The sequence below is a fragment of the Pseudomonas sp. MYb327 genome (assembly GCF_040438925.1).
Lineage (GTDB): Bacteria > Pseudomonadota > Gammaproteobacteria > Pseudomonadales > Pseudomonadaceae > Aquipseudomonas.
In genome coordinates, this window is sequence record NZ_CP159258.1 from 832,050 (window position 1) to 849,496 (window position 17,447).

The 17,447-nt window shown below is 57.4% G+C and carries 14 protein-coding genes and 4 tRNA genes; 14 read left to right on the forward strand and 4 right to left on the reverse strand.

The genetic code is table 11. The features are described 5' to 3' along the window. Nucleotides 1-42: 42 nt before the first annotated feature. Together ABVN21_RS03800 and ABVN21_RS03805 are read left to right on the forward strand one after the other, a co-directional pair. Nucleotides 43-1,194 (forward strand): TDT family transporter, encoded by a 1,152-nt coding sequence (locus ABVN21_RS03800; RefSeq protein WP_339556498.1) that lies wholly within the window; start codon nt 43-45, stop codon nt 1,192-1,194. 95 nt (nt 1,195-1,289) lie between these two features. Next, the gene (locus tag ABVN21_RS03805; protein ID WP_339556497.1) at nt 1,290-3,164 is read left to right on the forward strand and encodes an MFS transporter; all 1,875 of its coding nucleotides are present in this window, start codon (nt 1,290-1,292) and stop codon (nt 3,162-3,164) included. Between the two features lie 59 nt (nt 3,165-3,223). Here ABVN21_RS03805 and sugE read toward each other — a convergent pair whose 3' ends face one another. The 3 genes from sugE to rdgC all read right to left on the reverse strand — a co-directional run bounded on the left by sugE (nt 3,224) and on the right by rdgC (nt 5,689). Next, nucleotides 3,224-3,538, reverse strand: coding sequence for a quaternary ammonium compound efflux SMR transporter SugE (sugE, locus tag ABVN21_RS03810; protein ID WP_339556496.1), 315 nt, complete (start codon nt 3,536-3,538; stop codon nt 3,224-3,226). A gap of 118 nt (nt 3,539-3,656) precedes the next feature. Continuing rightward, complete coding sequence (locus ABVN21_RS03815; protein ID WP_339556495.1) at nt 3,657-4,622, reverse strand: bile acid:sodium symporter family protein; 966 nt, start codon at nt 4,620-4,622, stop codon at nt 3,657-3,659. A gap of 146 nt (nt 4,623-4,768) precedes the next feature. Next, nucleotides 4,769-5,689, reverse strand: coding sequence for a recombination-associated protein RdgC (gene rdgC, locus ABVN21_RS03820; protein WP_339556494.1), 921 nt, complete (start codon nt 5,687-5,689; stop codon nt 4,769-4,771). Nucleotides 5,690-5,848: 159 nt separating this feature from the next. Between rdgC and ABVN21_RS03825 the strand changes: the two genes are divergently transcribed. The 12 genes from ABVN21_RS03825 to ABVN21_RS03880 all read left to right on the forward strand — a co-directional run bounded on the left by ABVN21_RS03825 (nt 5,849) and on the right by ABVN21_RS03880 (nt 15,052). Further along, nucleotides 5,849-5,924 (forward strand) — tRNA-Val (locus tag ABVN21_RS03825). Nucleotides 5,925-5,943: 19 nt separating this feature from the next. After that, nucleotides 5,944-6,020: transfer RNA gene (locus tag ABVN21_RS03830), tRNA-Asp, on the forward strand. Between the two features lie 199 nt (nt 6,021-6,219). Continuing rightward, nucleotides 6,220-6,295 (forward strand) — tRNA-Val (locus tag ABVN21_RS03835). Nucleotides 6,296-6,314: 19 nt separating this feature from the next. Next, nucleotides 6,315-6,391 (forward strand) — tRNA-Asp (locus ABVN21_RS03840). 336 nt (nt 6,392-6,727) lie between these two features. After that, complete coding sequence (locus ABVN21_RS03845) at nt 6,728-7,441, forward strand: FKBP-type peptidyl-prolyl cis-trans isomerase (RefSeq protein WP_339556493.1); 714 nt, start codon at nt 6,728-6,730, stop codon at nt 7,439-7,441. 291 nt (nt 7,442-7,732) lie between these two features. After that, nucleotides 7,733-8,188, forward strand: coding sequence for a YkvA family protein (locus ABVN21_RS03850; protein WP_339556492.1), 456 nt, complete (start codon nt 7,733-7,735; stop codon nt 8,186-8,188). Between the two features lie 114 nt (nt 8,189-8,302). Beyond that, on the forward strand, nt 8,303-8,644 hold the full coding sequence (locus ABVN21_RS03855; RefSeq protein ID WP_339556491.1) for a helix-turn-helix transcriptional regulator: 342 nt from the start codon (nt 8,303-8,305) through the stop codon (nt 8,642-8,644). Next, entirely contained in the window at nt 8,641-9,012 is a 372-nt protein-coding gene (locus tag ABVN21_RS03860) for a hypothetical protein (protein WP_003223109.1), read from the forward strand. Before ABVN21_RS03855 ends, ABVN21_RS03860 begins: the two co-directional genes overlap by 4 nt. Next, entirely contained in the window at nt 9,013-9,417 is a 405-nt protein-coding gene (locus ABVN21_RS03865) for a sel1 repeat family protein (protein WP_339556490.1), read from the forward strand. Nucleotides 9,418-9,627: 210 nt separating this feature from the next. Continuing rightward, nucleotides 9,628-14,400, forward strand: a complete 4,773-nt coding sequence (locus tag ABVN21_RS03870) for an RHS repeat-associated core domain-containing protein (protein ID WP_353637223.1) — start codon at nt 9,628-9,630, stop codon at nt 14,398-14,400. Further along, nucleotides 14,400-14,762: a hypothetical protein gene (locus ABVN21_RS03875; RefSeq protein ID WP_339556623.1), complete on the forward strand. Its 363-nt coding sequence runs from the start codon at nt 14,400-14,402 to the stop codon at nt 14,760-14,762. Before ABVN21_RS03870 ends, ABVN21_RS03875 begins: the two co-directional genes overlap by 1 nt. Beyond that, nucleotides 14,762-15,052, forward strand: a complete 291-nt coding sequence (locus ABVN21_RS03880) for a hypothetical protein (protein ID WP_339556624.1) — start codon at nt 14,762-14,764, stop codon at nt 15,050-15,052. The genes ABVN21_RS03875 and ABVN21_RS03880 overlap by 1 nt, the downstream gene beginning before the upstream one ends. A 493-nt stretch (nt 15,053-15,545) precedes the next feature. On the opposite strand, the gene ABVN21_RS03885 is transcribed toward ABVN21_RS03880, so the two are convergent. Then, entirely contained in the window at nt 15,546-17,336 is a 1,791-nt protein-coding gene (locus ABVN21_RS03885) for a bifunctional diguanylate cyclase/phosphodiesterase (RefSeq protein WP_339556625.1), read from the reverse strand. Nucleotides 17,337-17,447 lie beyond the last annotated feature (111 nt).

Here is a 17,447-nt window from a genome sequence, read left to right on the forward strand (position 1 = left end):
TCTATCATGGGTTCCTACCTCACCAGAGGACAGGAGTTCGCCATGACATGCCCTAACATCGCCAAGCCCGGTTTCAAGCCGTTCAGCCATTTGCAGCACCCGCGTGAGGTCATCCGCCAATTCACGCCCAACTGGTTCGCCGCCACCATGGGAACTGGAGTGCTGGCGTTGGCGCTGGCTCAATTGCCCGTCGCCAATCCCTTGCTGCACTGGATCGCCGAAGCGCTTTGGCTATTCAATATCTTTCTATTTCTGTTGTTCACGGTGCTGTACGCAGCGCGGTGGGCAATGTTTTTTGACGAGGCGCGGCGAATTTTCGGACACTCCACGGTTTCGATGTTCTTCGGCACGATCCCCATGGGCCTGGCGACCATCATCAACGGTTTTCTGCTGTTCGGACTGCCGCGTTGGGGCGAAGGCGTGATTCAACTAGTCGAGGTGTTGTGGTGGCTGGATGTGGCGATGTCGCTGGCGTGCGGGGTGCTGATTCCTTACATGATGTTCACCCGCCAGGAGCACAGCATCGACCAAATGACAGCGGTTTGGCTGTTGCCGGTGGTGGCGGCAGAAGTGGCGGCCGCCAGTGGTGGCCTGCTGGCGCCGCATCTCGGCGATGCTCATTCGCAACTGGTGGTGCTGGTGACCAGCTACGTGCTCTGGGCATTTTCCCTACCGGTAGCGTTCAGCATTCTGACGATCCTGCTGCTGCGCATGGCGCTGCATAAACTGCCTCACGAAAACATGGCTGCTTCGAGTTGGCTGGCACTTGGCCCGATTGGTACCGGCGCATTGGGCATGCTGCTGTTGGGCGCCGATGCGCCAGCGATTTTCGCTGCCAATGATTTGCCGGGTGTGGGTGAAATTGCTGCCGGGTTGGGATTGGTCGCGGGGATCACGTTATGGGGCTTTGGTTTGTGGTGGATGCTGATGGCCGTGCTGATCACGTTGCGTTATTTGCGCGCCGGCATTCCGTTCAATCTCGGCTGGTGGGGTTTCACCTTCCCGCTGGGTGTCTATTCTCTGGCAACGTTGAAGCTGGCCAGCACCTTGCACCTCACATTTTTCGATGTCTTTGGCTGTGTGCTGGTGAGTTTGCTGGCCATGATGTGGCTGATTGTCGGCAAGCGTACGGTGCGGGGCGCCTGGCGCGGTGAGCTGTTTGTCTCGCCGTGCATTGCAGGATTAAAGAAATAAGCGGTAAAGATTAGGTAAGGTGTGGCCTGGATCGACGTGCGACATTCCAATCGCTGTATCCACGCCACTCACTGCCTAAATCAGGAACATGGAAGATGAGTCACCCCTCACAGTTCACCTTGCTGCGCACCCGGCGCTTCTTGCCGTTCTTCGTGACACAGTCCCTCGGCGCGTTCAACGACAACATCTTCAAGCAGTCGTTGATCCTTGCCATCTTGTACAAGTTGACCCTCGACGGTGACCGTTCGATCTGGGTCAACCTCTGCGCTCTTCTGTTTATCCTGCCGTTTTTTCTGTTCTCGGCGCTTGCCGGGCAGTTCGGGGAGAAATTCGCCAAGGACGCGCTGATTCGTCTGATCAAGCTCGGGGAAATCGCCATCATGGCGGTCGGCGCGGTCGGTTTCATGTTTTATCACCTGTCGCTGATGCTGGTGGCGCTGTTCGCTATGGGCACGCACTCGGCGCTGTTCGGGCCGGTGAAATACTCGATCCTGCCCCAAGCCTTGCGCGAAGAGGAGTTGGTGGGTGGCAACGGATTGGTGGAGATGGGCACTTTCCTGGCGATTCTGGCCGGGACCATCGGCGCCGGGATCATGATGTCGTCCGGTCACTACGCGCCCATCGTTTCCACGGCGATTATCGGGATTGCGGTGCTCGGTTACCTCGCCAGCCGCAGCATCCCACGGGCGGCGGCGTCTTCGCCGGACATGCGCTTGAACTGGAACATTTTCAGCCAGTCCTGGGCCACCTTGAAGCTGGGCCTGGGGCAAACTCCGGCGGTGTCGCGCTCGATTGTCGGCAACTCATGGTTCTGGTTTGTCGGGGCGATTTATCTGACGCAGATCCCGGCTTACGCCAAGGAATGGATGCACGGTGACGAGACCGTTGTGACGCTGATTCTGACCGTGTTCTCGGTCGGCATCGCTGCAGGCTCGATGCTTTGCGAGAAGCTCTCCGGGCGCAAAGTCGAGATCGGCCTGGTGCCGTTCGGTTCATTCGGTCTGACCGTGTTTGGCTTGTTGCTATGGTGGCATTCCGGCGGAATTCCAGACAGCGTCGAGGGCCATGGCTGGATCGAAATCCTCGGTTTTGGCCACACCTGGATGGTGTTGATTGACATCCTTGGCCTGGGCGTTTTCGGTGGTTTCTACATCGTGCCGCTGTACGCGCTGATCCAGTCACGCACCGCCGAAAACGAACGCGCGCGGGTGATCGCCGCCAACAATATTCTCAATGCGCTGTTCATGGTGGTCTCGGCGATTGTCTCGATCATCCTGCTCAGCCTCGCCAAGCTGTCGATCCCGCAGTTGTTCCTGGTGGTGTCGCTGCTGAACATCGGTGTCAACGCTTACATCTTCAAGATCGTCCCCGAATTCACCATGCGTTTCATGATCTGGCTGCTCAGCCACTCCATGTACCGCGTGGAGCATCGCAACCTGGAATTGATCCCCGACGAAGGCGCGGCGTTGCTGGTGTGCAACCACGTGTCGTTCGTCGATGCCCTGCTGATTGGCGGCGCGGTGCGTAGGCCGATTCGCTTCGTGATGTACTACAAAATCTACAACCTGCCGGTGTTGAACTTTATCTTTCGCACGGCCGGGACGATTCCGATCGCGGGGCGCCATGAAGACATCCAGATCTACGAAAAAGCCTTCACGCGCATTGCCCGTTATCTGAAGGATGGCGAGTTGGTGTGCATCTTCCCCGAGGGAAAATTGACGGCTGACGGCGAGATCAACGAGTTCAAGGGCGGCCTGACGCGGATAATCGAAGAGACGCCGGTACCAGTGATTCCGCTGGCTTTGCAGGGATTGTGGGGGAGCTTCTTCAGCCGTGATCCGGGCAAGGGGCTGTTTCGCCGATTGTGGTCGCGGGTGACGTTGGTGGCGGGGCCGGCGGTGGCGGTTGAGGAGGCGGAGCCGGCGAAGTTACAGGAGATGGTTGGGGAGTTGCGTGGGACAGTCAGATAATAGTTGTCTGTGACGACTCATCGCTAGCAGGCTAGCCTGCTAGCGATGGCGTCGGAGGCCTAAGCGCTGATCTTTAGCCCAATCAAGCCGGCAATAATCAACGCTACACTGGCCAGCCGAAACAGCGCCATTGATTCACCAAACAGAATGATGCCGGCGATCACCGTGCCGACGGCACCCACGCCGGTCCAGATCGCATAGGCCGTGCCCAGCGGCAATTCCTTCATGGCAAGGCCCAACAAACCGAGGCTGATTGCCATGGCGGCGACCGTCAAAGCAGTCGGGAGAGGGCGGCTGAAACCGTCGGTGTACTTCAGGCCGACGGCCCAGCCCACTTCGAAAAGACCGGCGAAAAACAGAAGGATCCAGGACATCAAAGACCTCATCGATTGACGGGGTCGTCCCCAGATTAATGACTCGATCGAGTCGCGAGGTCGTCCTCGCGTTGCGCAATATAGTGCCCAGCATTAATCCGGGGATCAAGTTCGTGGATCAGTCCGCCGCTTGCTGAGCAGCGATTTTCCGGTCTTCTTTTTCGCTCATGCGACGGAAATAGGTCGACAGTAAGGCCCCGGAAATGTTGTGCCAAACGCTGAACAACGCACTCGGCACCGCCGCCAGTGGCGAGAAGTGCGCACTGGCCAGGGCCGCGCCTAATCCGGAGTTCTGCATGCCGACTTCCAGCGCCAGAGACTTGCGTTGGGCCAATGGCAGCTTGAACAGGCGCCCGGTGAAATAGCCCAGCAGATAACCAAAGCTGTTGTGCAGCATGACCACGGCCATGATCAGCAGGCCGGACTCGGCAATCTTCGCCTGGCTGGCGGCAACCACCGCCGTGACAATGATTACGATGCTCACCACTGACACCAGCGGTAATACATCCACCGCATGGCGCACCCGATCACCTAGCAGACGTTGCGCCACTACACCCAGCACGATTGGCAGCAGCACCACTTGCAGGATCGACCAGAACAACTCCATGAAGGACACAGGCAACCAGGCAGACGCCAATAGCCAGATCAGTGCTGGTGTCAGCAGCGGGGCGAGGAGGGTGGTGACGGCGGCGATGGCCACCGACAACGCCAGATCGCCGCGTGCCAGCCAGGTCATTACGTTTGACGAGGTGCCGCTTGGGCAGCAGCCGACGAGGATGACGCCGACAGCGATTTCCGGCGGCAAATGAAACGCCTGGCAGAGCAACCACGCCACGCCGGGCATGATCACGAAATGTGCAACCACACCGAGGGCCACGCGCCACGGATGGCGAGCGACTTCGGCGAAGTCTTCGAGCTTGAGGGTCAGACCCATGCCGAACATCACCAGTCCCAGCAGCGGCACGATCGCGCCTTTCAGGCCGATGAACCACGCCGGTTGCAGAAACGCCACGACGGCGAAAATCAGTACCCAGTAAGCGAAAGTGTTGCCGACGAAACGACTCAATGCAGCCAGTGCGCGCATGGCTTGATCCTTATTATTAAGTAGCATCACAAAATCAATGTGGGAGCGAGCCTACTCGCGAAGGCTTCGTTACAGGCAACATCTATGTCGACTGGCACACCGCTTTCGCGAGCAGGCTCGCTCCCACAATTTGAAATCACAAGGCGTTATATCCCTTGTGGCATCTCTTCTCCACCCAACGCTTCAACCAACGCCGGCAGGAAGTCGCCGAAAGTCAGCATCATCAGGGTGAAGCTGGCATCCAGTTGGCCCAGGGCTTCGTCGCCGCCATCCTGTTCCGCCTGGTCTTGCAGCAAGTCTTCGAACTTCAGGCGCTTGACCACCATTTTGTCGTCGAGGACGAACGACAGTTTGTCTTGCCATGCCAGAGACAGCTGCGTGACGACTTTGCCTGTGCTCAGATGCAGCTGGATTTCTTCGCTGGTCAGGTCCTGACGCTTGCAGCGCACGATGCCGCCATCTTCGTGGGTGTCGCGCAGTTCGCACTCGTCCAGTACGAAGAAATCGTCCGCCGCTTTCTGAGTGGTGACCCACTCGGTCATGGTTGCGGTCGGGGACATCTTCACGGTCAGCGGACGCACCGGCAGAGTGCCGATCACTTCACGCAGGGTCGACAGCAGGTCTTCGGCGCGTTTCGGACTGGCCGAGTTGACCAGGATCAGGCCCTGTTTCGGCGCGATGGCGGCGAAGGTCGACGAACGACGGATGAAGGCGCGGGGCAGGAACGCCTGGATGATTTCATCCTTGATCTGGTCGCGTTCCTTCTTATAGACCTTGCGCATTTGCTCGGTTTCGATCTCTTCGACCTTTTCCTTCACCGCATCACGCACGACGCTACCCGGCAGAATGCGTTCTTCCTTGCGCGCGCTGATCAACAGGAAGTCGCCGCTAACGTGCACCAGCGGCGCATCTTCGCCCTTGCCGAACGGCGCAACGAAACCGTAGGTGGTCAACTCCTGGCTTGCACATGGGCGCGCCAGTTTGGTGGCCAGTGCAGTTTCCAACGCCTCGGCATCAACAGGCAGATCTTGGGTCAGGCGATAGATAAGCAGGTTTTTGAACCACATGGGGTGAGTCTCTCCTTTATACAAAGGCGGGCATTATTGTCCTCCGTGTGCCATAGGCCAACCCTTCTCTAAGCCTTTGGAAGGCATGAAAAAATTAATTTAAAAAGTGCTTGCCAGAGGTAGGGTCGCTCCGTAGAATGCGCGCCACACCGAAGCGAAGGGTGATTAGCTCAGCTGGGAGAGCGTCTGCCTTACAAGCAGAATGTCGGCGGTTCGATCCCGTCATCACCCACCATTCGTTTCAAGTGTTACGCGCAGCGGTAGTTCAGTCGGTTAGAATACCGGCCTGTCACGCCGGGGGTCGCGGGTTCGAGTCCCGTCCGCTGCGCCATATTCGGTAACCTGGAACACTGAACGCCAGGTCGCCACGGAAAAACCCGCTAAAGCGGGTTTTTTTCTGTCTCAAGTTTGTACGTTGTACCCGCGGGATGTGTCGTTTCACCGGTTTTCGGATTTATTTGGAAAAAAACTTCAATTAAATCAACACATTACGAAAACTTGTGGCATAATGCGCCCCGTAACGAAGCGAAGGGTGATTAGCTCAGCTGGGAGAGCGTCTGCCTTACAAGCAGAATGTCGGCGGTTCGATCCCGTCATCACCCACCATTCGTTTCAAGCGTTTCGCGCAGCGGTAGTTCAGTCGGTTAGAATACCGGCCTGTCACGCCGGGGGTCGCGGGTTCGAGTCCCGTCCGCTGCGCCATATTCGGAAGCCTGGAACACTGAACGCCAGGTCCCACAAAAAGCCCGCTAAATGCGGGCTTTTTGCTGTCTGGGGATTGGCCAGGCCTCAAAAAGCGATCTTATGATCGCTTTTTTTGTTTCTGTCGATCGCGCTTGCATGAGAGTTGTGGGGCACATGACTGCCCCCATAAGAGTCAGATGACAGAAGTTTCATCGTCTACACTCCGAAAAGCGTTTAAACACCTGAACTTATCCAAAATCTCTGGCTCTCATGCCGGTAGCCATTGGTCGTGGCCGCCTGATAAGCTCGCGGCTTTACTCGATTGCCCTTTAGGCGCATGAACAAGGAAATAGCATGAAACAGCATCGGTTGGCGGCGGCGGTGGCCCTGGTAAGCCTGGTACTCGCGGGTTGCGACTCGCAAACCAGCGTAGAGCTGAAAACCCCGGCGCAAAAAGCTTCCTACGGCATTGGCCTGAACATGGGCAAGAGCCTGGCTCAGGAAGGCATGGATGACCTGGATTCCAAAGCTGTAGCTCAGGGCATCGAAGATGCCGTCGGCAAGAAAGAACAGAAGCTCAAAGACGAAGAGTTGGTTGAAGCCTTCGCAGCACTGCAAAAGCGTGCCGAAGAGCGCATGGCCAAGATGAGCGAAGAGTCGGCAGCCGCCGGCAAGAAATTCCTCGAAGAAAACGCCAAGAAAGCTGGCGTAGTCACCACCGCTTCGGGCTTGCAGTATGAAGTGGAAAAGAAAGCCGATGGTCCTCAGCCTAAGCCGACTGACGTAGTGACCGTTCACTACACCGGCAAACTGACCAATGGCACCGTATTCGACAGCTCCGTCGAGCGCGGGAGCCCGATCGATCTGCCGGTCAGTGGTGTAATCCCGGGTTGGGTCGAAGGCCTGCAACTGATGCACGTTGGCGAGAAGTACAAGCTCTACATTCCAAGCGAACTGGCTTACGGCGCACAAAGCCCAAGCCCGGCGATCCCGGCCAATTCGGTGCTGGTATTCGACCTGGAGCTGCTGGCAATCAAAGATCCAGCAAAAGAAGAAGCCGCCAAGTAATCGGCCTCTGTCCTAAAACAACGCCTCGCTTATGCGGGGCGTTGTTGCATCTGGCGTCCGACGCGGGTAAACAAAGCGAACCGATGCTGTAGCCCGGAGTCATAGCCAATGTAGGACCTGTGCTAACCGCGGGGGCGCGCCAAGTCAATGAAATATTGGGTTTTTTTAGATGAGTAAAAAACGCCCGATCTGAGCGCAGCCCTTGTGCGACGGGGCTTTCAGCTGTGAAAAGTAGCTCTGTTCACAAGGTTATCCACAATTTGTGTGGATAACATTTACGTGGGAGGAATTATGAAGGCACCCTGGAATTTTGCTCGTTTCCTACCCGTGGCCGGTCGTCTGCTCGCACGTGGACGCTTGCCGACCCTGCTCTTCGCCGTGGCCAGTAAAGGTGCCATGCAAGGCAACCGATTGGGTAAACTCAAGGATGATCTTCGTCTGTTGCAAGCACTTTGCCTGGCTTACTGGCGCGGCGAGTATCGGGCCATCAGCCCTAAAGCTCTGGTTTCGGTCGTTGCAGGTCTGATGTATTTCCTCAGTCCTCTGGATGCGATTCCGGATTTCCTGCCGATGTTCGGCATGCTCGATGACATCGCGGTGCTGGCCTGGCTGATGAAAGTACTCGACGACGAACTCAACGCTTTCCGAGCCTGGCGCAAACGTCAGCTGCCAGAGAAGCTCGCCGTAGTCGAACGCCTGCCAGATACCCTGGCGCAACTTCATCTTCAGGGACCAAAAAAGCGCTGAACCAAATCAGTCTCAATGATAGATAGATACCCCCCGCGACCTTGGCCGCTGTTAGGATTACACTTCTAGGGAAAAGTGCTGACTCGCTAAGTGTTGTTGTCCTACGGGGTAGTCATGGATATTCAGATAATTACACGCGAAGGCGAGCCCGAATATGCGGTTCTGCCATGGGCTCAGTATCAGGCTCTACTGAAAGCAGCAGGCATCAACGAATCACCGTCTCGCCCGGCCCCAGCGCCGCTCGCGGCAACCCAGGACCAGATTCTTCCAGGTCTTGATCAACTACGCAGTTTGCGCGAAGGGAAGGGCATCGCCATTGAGGCGCTAGCCCGCACGGTAGGCATCAGCCCGTCTTATCTGGCCATGATCGAAAGTGGCGAGCGTCAACCCGACGCTGCGATTCGCCGAAGCCTGGCCTGGGAATTGACGGTGCCAGGGTGGAGGGATGAATCGTGAGCGTACGCATCAGTCGGCAACATTGGGACGGATTGCTGGGCGAACTGGATCAGGCGCGTCGTCAGCGCCATCTCCTGACTTATCGAGCACTACTGGAGCGACTGCAACTTCCTACGCCCGCCATGCAAACGTTGACTGCCGCGCTTGAGCACTTAGCGGCGCTGGATGCCAAAGCGGAACAACCGCTGCGCAGTTCGCTAGTGATCAGCCAGGGGGCCAGTCGCCTGCCACGCACCGGTTTCTTTGAATGTGTCGAACGTCTCGGGCGATTCTCCGGGCCTTCCGATGGCGTCGCCGCCGCGTCCTGGCATGCCTCGGAAGTGGTACGCGTGTTTGAGTACGAGTACCCCGAGTCGGCGGAAGCCTGAATGTTTTTTCGACTCAAGGCGCAGGTCGGTTACTGGCTGGCGCGTAGGCTTTTTCACTGGCAATGGTTTGTGCGCCAACCTCGTGGCTGGAGCTGGCTCGAAGGTCAGTTCGCCCGTATGGCAAACCTGGGTGATGTCGGCGCCCAGAGTTTCTATGGCCACATCCTGACCTTTCGCGGGGTAGGTCTGGGGGCTCGCGAAGAAGGTGTTCGCTTGCTGCGCCTTGCGGCCTTGGCCGGTGATGGCAAAGCGGCCTATCAAATAGGCGTGATCAGCCTCGCGGGCACACCGAGCAAAGCGCCAGATCCGGCTGAAGCGGCGCGGTTCTGGAGCATTGCGGCGAAGGCCGGGCATCCATTGGCGCCAATAAAGCTGCAAGAGTTGGCATCCCGCAGTCCTGAATAAAACACTGATATTTCTTACAGACAGCGCGGCGTAGGGGCAACTCCTACGCCGCGTTTTGGTTTTAGCGAATTGCCCTACATCAACATCATCCTTCCCTGACTTCTTTCCTCGCTGATCCCCCGCAAAGTTCCTCGCGCCTAATTTTCTGTGCGAGGGATTGCTCATGTTCGACCCGGTTTTTCACGTGGCTGCTGATCTTTCGGTGGGCTGATGGATCACATCGCCCGCATCGAGCAGGAGCTCGACAGCTTTCCGGACACCCTGACGCTTTACCGCCAACAGCTCAAACACTGGTTCAGCCAGGCTGCCGACAAGGTCAGCCGCGCCACGGACATGCCTTCGCTGATGGACATGGAGCGGGTGATCAAACTGGGCTCCACCCGCACCATCGTCAGCGGCAGTGACGACGACTTCATCTCCACGGTGGCGCAGTGTCCGCAAGGCGGGATTCTGCAGATCGAGAGCAAGTTCGAGTCGGTGTATGACGTTCCGCTGGGCAACATTCAGGTTGATGTGATTGCGCTGGAGGGGGGCGACTCGACGCCGGTCACCCTCGATGAAAACGGCAAGGGAGAGTTCAAGGGCGAGGCGGGCAAGTTCTACCGCGTGCACGTGCAAAGCGAGGTGACGCCGAAGCAGATTGATGAGCTTTTTCAATCTTACAACGGCCTCGCCGCAGAGCTGGATAAGTGGCTGCGCAATGAGTGGGAAGGGTTCAAGCCGCAGTGGTCGCAGTCGACTTCGATCGCGGTGGGCAACGGCATGTTGGCCGGCAGTTGGGCGGCGATCGAGGGGGTGTGGGACGGGATCAACCTGCTCTCGGACATTCTGAAAAACCCCGGGGAGTTTGTTGAGCGACTGGGCAGCAGTGCGGATCAACTGGTCGAGCTGGCGAAAAAATCGCCGGAGGTGATGAGCAAGATCCAGCTGCTGGCCAGCGACGAGGCGGCGCTGTGCCTATTGTTGCGCACCGCCAGCCTCTGGCTGGAAATGCTTCCGCCCAGTCTGATGGCCGGCGAAACCGCCAAGGCGATATCGGCGTTGGTGGTGGAACTGCTGATCGACATTTTGATTGCCGTTGTCCTGACCTTCGCTACGGCAGGAGGCGGCGTTGCTTACCTGACGATGCGTCTGGCGCGACGCGGCGCGCAGTTGATCAATGCGGTTACGCGCCTCGTTGGCGCGCTGTTCACCATCATCAGTACCTTCATCGGCTACATCGACCGCTATAAAAAAGTCGCCGCACGCGGTGTCGCGGCCGGCCTGAAAAAAGGCCGCATGCAGTTGCGCTGGAAAGGGCGCAACAACACCTCGCTGAAAAAAGACGAACCCCACGACGACGCCCCGGTTCAGGCGAAAAACCCCAACGGCGACAGCGCCGATTGTGCCGCGCTGACGTGTACCAACGGCTGCCCGGTGTCGATGGTCACCGGCGAAGAGCTGCTGACCCTCAACGACGCTGTTCTCGACGGGGTTTTGCCCTTCGAATTTACCCGGCTCTATCGCACCAGTGCCGTAGAACTCGACAGCGGCCTGGGTTTTGGCTGGAGTCATTCGCTGGCCCATCGCCTGGAGCTTTCTGGCGACACGGTCACCTGGGTCGACCACGAGAATCGCCGTACGCCATTTCCGTTGCCGAGCCTGACCCGCCCGGTCATCCACAACAGCCTGTCGCGGGCGGCGATCTACCTCGGTGATCAGCCGGAAGAGCTGATCGTGGCGCTGGCCGGTGAGTCGGCGCGGTTTTTTCACTTTCTCGATGGGCGTCTGAGCGCGATCAGCGATGCCTATGGCAATCGTCTGACGCTGCAGCGCGATCTCTCCGACCGCGTGCTGCGCCTCGACAACGGCGCAGGTCGTTCCCTGTTGTTGCGTTATGAGCGGCAGCATTTGATCGCCGTCGACTACCAGCGCTTTCACCTCGCCGACGAGCAGGTGCCGGCCTGGCGCACCGAGCAGACGCTGGTCACCTATGGCTATGACGCGCGCGGACGGCTGATCGCCGCAACCAACGCTGCGAATGAAAGTGAGCGCTACGACTACGACGAACAGCACGTCATCTTGCAGCGGCAACTGGCCGGTGGCGCGAGTTTCTATTGGGAGTGGGAACGCTCCGGCAAGGCGGCGCGCTGCATCCGTCACTGGGCGTCGTTTGCGCAGATGGACACGCGCTACAGCTGGGACGACACCGGCGGCGTGCGACTCAAACACGCCGACGGCAGCGAAGAAGTCTACGTCCACGACCAACAGGCACGGTTGGTGCACCGGGTCGAGGCCGACGGGGGCGAACGGCGCAAGGCCTATGACGCCGAGGGGCGGCTGATCGCCGAGCAGGACCCGCTCGGCGCGGTGACCGAATACCGCTACGACGAAGTCGGACGGCTGATCGCGCTGATTCCGCCGGAAGATGAGCCGACGTCCTACGAGTACCGCAACGGTTTCCTGCATGCCCGCTATCGCGGCCAGGCCAAGTGGACCTACCGGCGCAATGCCCAGGGCGACGTCACCTGGCTGATCGACCCGGACGGCCAGAGCACCTACCACGACTACGACGCGCAAGGGCGGCTGCGGGCGATCCGCTATCCGGATCACAGTCAGCATCTGTTGAAGTGGAACAGTCTCGGGCAACTGCTTGAAGAAACCCTGCCCGACGGTGGGCGCCGGCAGTTTGCCTACGATGCGCTGGGGCGGCGAACTACGGCGCAGGACGAATTCGGCGATGTTACCCATTACCAGTGGGACGCGGTGGGTCGGCTGTTGCAAACCACGTTGCCGAACGGCGCCAGCCGCTGCTTCAGCTACAACGCCTATGGCCGGATCACCGCCGAGCGCGACGAACTGGACCGCGTCACCCGCTATGAATACGCCGACGACCTGCACCTGGTCAGTCGACGGATCAACCCCGACGGCAGCGAGCTGAAGTACCGCTACGAGCATGCGCAGTTGTTGCTCACCGAGATTGAAAACGAAGCCGGTGACACCTATCACCTGGACTACACGCCCGGTGGTTTGATCCGACAGGAAACCGGCTTCGACGGTCGCCGCACGGCGTATGCCTATGACCTCAACGGCCAGTTGTTGGATAAAACCGAGTTTGGCGATGACGGCTCGCAACTCGTCACCGGTTACCAACGCGACAGCGCCGGACGCCTGCTGGTCAAGACCTTGCCCGACGGCAGCCAGGTCGACTACCGCTACGACAGCCTCGGTCGTTTGGTCAGCGTCGACGACGGCCAGGACCATCCGCTGGAGTTCGAATACGACTTTCACGACCGCCTGATCAGCGAACATCAGGGCTGGGGCACGTTGCGCTACGGCTATGACGTCAGTGGTCAACTCCAGCACCTGCGCCTGCCGGACAACAGCCGCCTGCACTACCATCGCGCCGAGGGCGGGGCGCTGACCGCCATCGACCTCAACGGTTCGCGCCTGACCACGCACAGCTTCGTCGGTGGTCGCGAACAAACCCGTCAACAAGGTTTGTTGCTGAGCGACTACGCCTACGACGAACAGGGCCGTTTGCAGGCCCACGCCGTCAGCCAAAACCAGCGTCCGCTGTATCGCCGCGACTATGCCTACGGCGCCAACGGCAACCTCCTGCAAATCAGCGACACCCGCCACGGCCAACGCCGCTACCAGTACGACCCACTCGACCGCCTGACCGACGTGCGCCACGCCCGTGACCAGGACCCGGAGCACTTCAGCCACGACCCGGCCGGCAACCTGCTGATCCACGACCGCCCCGGCCCCTGGCACCTCAAGGGCAACCGCCTGCGACGCCACGGCGACCGCCATTACGACTACGACGCCTACGGCAACTTGCTCCGCGAACGCCGCGGCCAACACGTCACCGAGTACCGCTACGACAGCCAGCACCGCCTCATCGGCATCAACCTGCCGGACGGTCGCGAAACGTCCTACCGCTACGACGCCTTCGGCCGACGCATCGACAAGACCGTCGACGGCCAAACCACCAGCTTCTTCTGGCAAGGCGACCAGCTCGTCGCCGAAAGCAGCCCGACGCACTACCGCAGCTACCTCTACGAACCCGGCAGCTTCCGCCCGCTGGCCCTGCTCGACGGCAAAGGCCCGAAAAAAGCCTGCCCGTTCTACTACCAACTCGACCACCTCGGCACGCCGCAGGAACTCACCGACTACAGCGGCGAGATCGTCTGGTCAGCCAAATACACCGCCTACGGCAAGCTCAGCCACCTAAGCCATGGCGGCGGCGAAGAGTTAGAACAACCGCTGCGCTTTCAGGGCCAGTACTTCGATGCGGAAAGCGGCCTGCACTACAACCGGCATCGGTATTACCAACCGGACAGCGGACGTTATCTGACGCCGGATCCGGTGAAGCTGGCCGGCGGACTCAACCCGTATCGCTACACGCCAAATCCGACGGGGTGGGTGGATCCGTTGGGGTTGAGCGGGAATTGTCCGGGGGCGAATAAGCCGGGGTGTTCGGTACCGGATGGGGTTGATGGGGCTAAGGTTGATGAGGGGGACCCGACGCTGCCGAGAATGACTACCGCGCAGCGACGGGCGAGAATTGATGAGCTGGCGGAGGAGAATGCTTACCGGCGTTTGGACGAGATGGAGCGCGCCACTCCAGGGGGACATTTCTTAGAAAAACATGGAGCGCAGACTTCTTTGCAATCCCAACTTGAGCGGGTACAGACGGGGAAAAACCCCACAACAGGAGAAATAGAAATTTATGAAAAAGGAAAGAAAAAAGGTGAGCCTGTCATACCCTCCGCAGCAACACACTTTCTTAGCCACCGCGATCAACTGAGCGCTATACAGCGCGTACAATTGATTTTTAAGCAGAGCGGTCTAGATGCCTCACGACAACCAATTGGAATGGGTAAAAAAGTAGGAGAAGGATTCAGGCGAAAAGACTTGAAATTTGGTGAGCAGACAAGGGCTGTGGTCATACTTGATAAAAATGGCCTTCCTATAACCGCATTTACGGATTTTGACTGATGAAAGATTCCTACACGCTTTGGAGTATTCGTGGTTTGCTTTTTGTTTTTGATATAGAGAATGCTCGCGACTTAAATAGGGAAGAAGTTATAGTTTCAAAAAATGTAAATGACGCAGAAGAACTTTCTGAGTTATTTGACATTTTGATACGTCCTGAATTTTTTATTTACACTGAAATGGAACGGCAGCGTTTAATTGATACGCTGGTTTACTTTTTGGATCGCAGAGATACTTTTGATGAGATTTTTACTAAAATGGATACGTATTTCGAAGATGAGGTCTCAGATCGCCGCCAATTTATGATTGTGCTACTCGGTCGATTAAAGTCTTATCAATCTGAAGATGTAAATGGAGTGAATTAATGCCGGAAACTATTGATGAAAGGTGGTCTTTTGATGATTTCAGACGGTGGACGCGATGGAAATCAGACGCTGAGTTATTTTATGACGATTACGCTGAGGCTCCAGATTCCGTTGATTTGAACATTTTAGGTGGGTGCGGTGATGCAGGGATTTTAGAACTGATTTCAGATAGGGATGTAGAGAATGGACTTATTTTGCGGAGTTACTTGCTCTTGGTTTTTGTAATATTTTCGGACTGGAGGCGATTTGCCATTTCACTTCTCCCGATTTCTAGGGGTTATATCTTTTGAAGAATACAGGAAGGAAATTGTCGAGGAGACGGAGCGTGTTTATAAAAAAATGTTTGGTCATAGATAGTATGAAATATGTTGCCGATCCAGCTATTCAATGGCTATAAGCAAATTATGGATTTTAGGCATGATCGAGTATCTTGTGTGAGCGAGCTTTACCTCAGTTGTTGGAAAAGTACAGATTTAAGTTTGTTTCATGCAGAGATTAAATAGTAAATATGTCCTCTCACGAAAATCGTGATTTTTTCAGAATGTCTTGATAACTTTTATTTGATTTCTCTATCTTCATGACTGGTGTTTCGCTTGCTCCATCAATACACAGAATAAGCAGTGCAGGCTCTAAGAGCCGTTGAAACAGGAAGAGACGTTGATCTGATTTGCGGCTGGACGCTGGTTCGCAAGTGGACCCGGATCGTTATCTCTAATGGAAAATCAGTACCTAGTACGACGAAAGTGCATTTACATGCCTTACTACAGCGCGGCTCGCATTTGATCACCGCTGCCCCAACATCCACGCACCCTCCGGCTCCGGCACCGTCAAACTATCAATCAAATACACGCTGTACCCCTGCACATTCTTCGCGTGATGTTTAGCCTGCGAAGCCATTTCCGCCAACTGACTGGCATCAAGTTGTCCACAAACTTGTGGATGCAAATGCACTACACCAATGGAAAGTGACAACAACGGAAACTCCTGCCGCACACCCTGGCGATTCGGGGCGATGAAGCAGCCGGCTTCGAGGTGTTCGGTGCGGTAGAAGCGGCGGCATTGGCTCTGGAAGTCGTCTAGGAGTTGGTTCAGGCGTTTGCGCCAGTCTTCCGGGCCGATTACGAGCAGGAAGTCGTCGCCGCCGATATGGCCGACGAAGTCGCGGGACGGGTCGACGCGGTCGTTCAGACATTGCGCCAGGCACAGTAGGACTTCGTCTCCGCGGCCGTAGCCGTAGATGTCGTTGAAGGGTTTGAAGCTGTCGATGTCGACGTAGCAGATCACCGATTCTCGTTGCTGCTGTAGCAACCGTGTCAGGCATTGCTGGATCGGTACGTTTCCCGGTAGCAGGGTCAGCGGGTTGGCATAGCGGGCTTGCTGGATCTTCAACTCGGTAATCAGCTTCAGCACATCGATCACCCGGCCCAAGCCCAGGTAGCTGCCGTTGAGGGTGATAATGAAGTCTTCTTCGATGCGTTGCCGGGCGCGGCTGGTAATCAGGCGGCTGACCTGTTGCAGGGACTGGCTCATCTCAACGGCCAGGAAATCATCGTTCATCAGGCGGCTGATGGGTTTGCGGGCGAACAGGTCGGTGGCAAACGGCTTGAGCAGGACATCGGAGAGTGAATGCCGATGAACGATGCCGCACGGCTGGCCATGCTCATCCAGCACCGCCAGTGAGTTAAGGTTGGCCTGGCGGCGGAAGGCTTCGAGCACCGTGGCGGTCGGGGTGTGGCGGCCCACAGCGGGTTGGTCGTTGAGCAATGCGCTGAGGTCGCTGCCTTCGTCGTTCAGCGCCACCGCGGCGCTGTCGTGCCGTGGCATCAGGGTGCGAGCGTCGCGGGGCGGATGCTCTTGTGGCCGACAAAGCAAATAGCCCTGTACCAGATCCACTCCCATCTCGGTCAACACGGCGAGCTCTTCTGGCAGTTCGATGCCTTCGGCGATCACTTGCGCCCGGGATGCTTTGGCAATTTGCAGAATTGAGCCGACGAATTCGCGCTTCAGGGCATCCTGATGAATACCGTCGATAAAGTGCCGGTCGATCTTTACATAGTCCGGCCGCAGTTCGGACCACAGACGCAAACTCGAATAGCCTGCACCCAAGTCATCCAAGGCAATGGAAAAACCCATCGCCCGATAGTGATGCAGGGCGGTTTGCAGCAGTTCAAAGTCGTCGGTCGGAGTCTGTTCAGTGAGTTCGATAACAACCTGGCTCGGAGGAATGCCGAAGTCCTGCAGCAGCTGTAGAGTACGACCGGGTTGATGTGCAGCTTCGAGCAGGGATTCCGGCGAGACGTTGAGGAACAGCTTGCCGGGCAATTGTTGTTCGTTGAAACGTCGGCAAGCGTTCTGCCGGCAGGCGATTTCCAGTTCGCTCAAGCGGCCAGCCTGGAGGGCAACGGCGAACAGGGCGACAGGGGAGTGCAGCGGGCTGTTTGAGGGGCCGCGGCTGAGGGCTTCGTAGCCGAGAATCCGTCGTTCAGAGAGGCGAATGATCGGTTGGAACAGGCTGTGTAAACCGCTTTGAGTCAGGATTGAACTCAAGGCACTCAGCTGCTCGGTTGTGGTCATGGCGATCTCTGGCGATAAAAAAAGGACTGGGAGCCTAAGCTCCCAGCCCTCTATTTCACGACAGAATGATGACCATATGATGACGCTCCGGGGAGCGTCAGCATTAAATCG

Bases quoted from the DNA above. Each gene is read 5' to 3' on its own strand.
- ABVN21_RS03850 (WP_339556492.1), top strand. From the start codon at position 7,733: ATGAAGGCACCCTGGAATTTTGCTCGTTTCCTACCCGTGGCCGGTCGT.
- ABVN21_RS03865 (WP_339556490.1), top strand. From the start codon at position 9,013: ATGTTTTTTCGACTCAAGGCGCAGGTCGGTTACTGGCTGGCGCGTAGG.
- sugE (WP_339556496.1), bottom strand. From the start codon at position 3,538: ATGTCCTGGATCCTTCTGTTTTTCGCCGGTCTTTTCGAAGTGGGCTGG.
- ABVN21_RS03845 (WP_339556493.1), top strand. From the start codon at position 6,728: ATGAAACAGCATCGGTTGGCGGCGGCGGTGGCCCTGGTAAGCCTGGTA.
- ABVN21_RS03885 (WP_339556625.1), bottom strand. From the start codon at position 17,336: ATGACCACAACCGAGCAGCTGAGTGCCTTGAGTTCAATCCTGACTCAA.
- ABVN21_RS03855 (WP_339556491.1), top strand. From the start codon at position 8,303: ATGGATATTCAGATAATTACACGCGAAGGCGAGCCCGAATATGCGGTT.
- ABVN21_RS03880 (WP_339556624.1), top strand. From the start codon at position 14,762: ATGCCGGAAACTATTGATGAAAGGTGGTCTTTTGATGATTTCAGACGG.
- ABVN21_RS03870 (WP_353637223.1), top strand. From the start codon at position 9,628: ATGGATCACATCGCCCGCATCGAGCAGGAGCTCGACAGCTTTCCGGAC.
- ABVN21_RS03875 (WP_339556623.1), top strand. From the start codon at position 14,400: ATGAAAGATTCCTACACGCTTTGGAGTATTCGTGGTTTGCTTTTTGTT.
- ABVN21_RS03800 (WP_339556498.1), top strand. From the start codon at position 43: ATGACATGCCCTAACATCGCCAAGCCCGGTTTCAAGCCGTTCAGCCAT.
- ABVN21_RS03815 (WP_339556495.1), bottom strand. From the start codon at position 4,622: ATGCGCGCACTGGCTGCATTGAGTCGTTTCGTCGGCAACACTTTCGCT.
- ABVN21_RS03805 (WP_339556497.1), top strand. From the start codon at position 1,290: ATGAGTCACCCCTCACAGTTCACCTTGCTGCGCACCCGGCGCTTCTTG.
- rdgC (WP_339556494.1), bottom strand. From the start codon at position 5,689: ATGTGGTTCAAAAACCTGCTTATCTATCGCCTGACCCAAGATCTGCCT.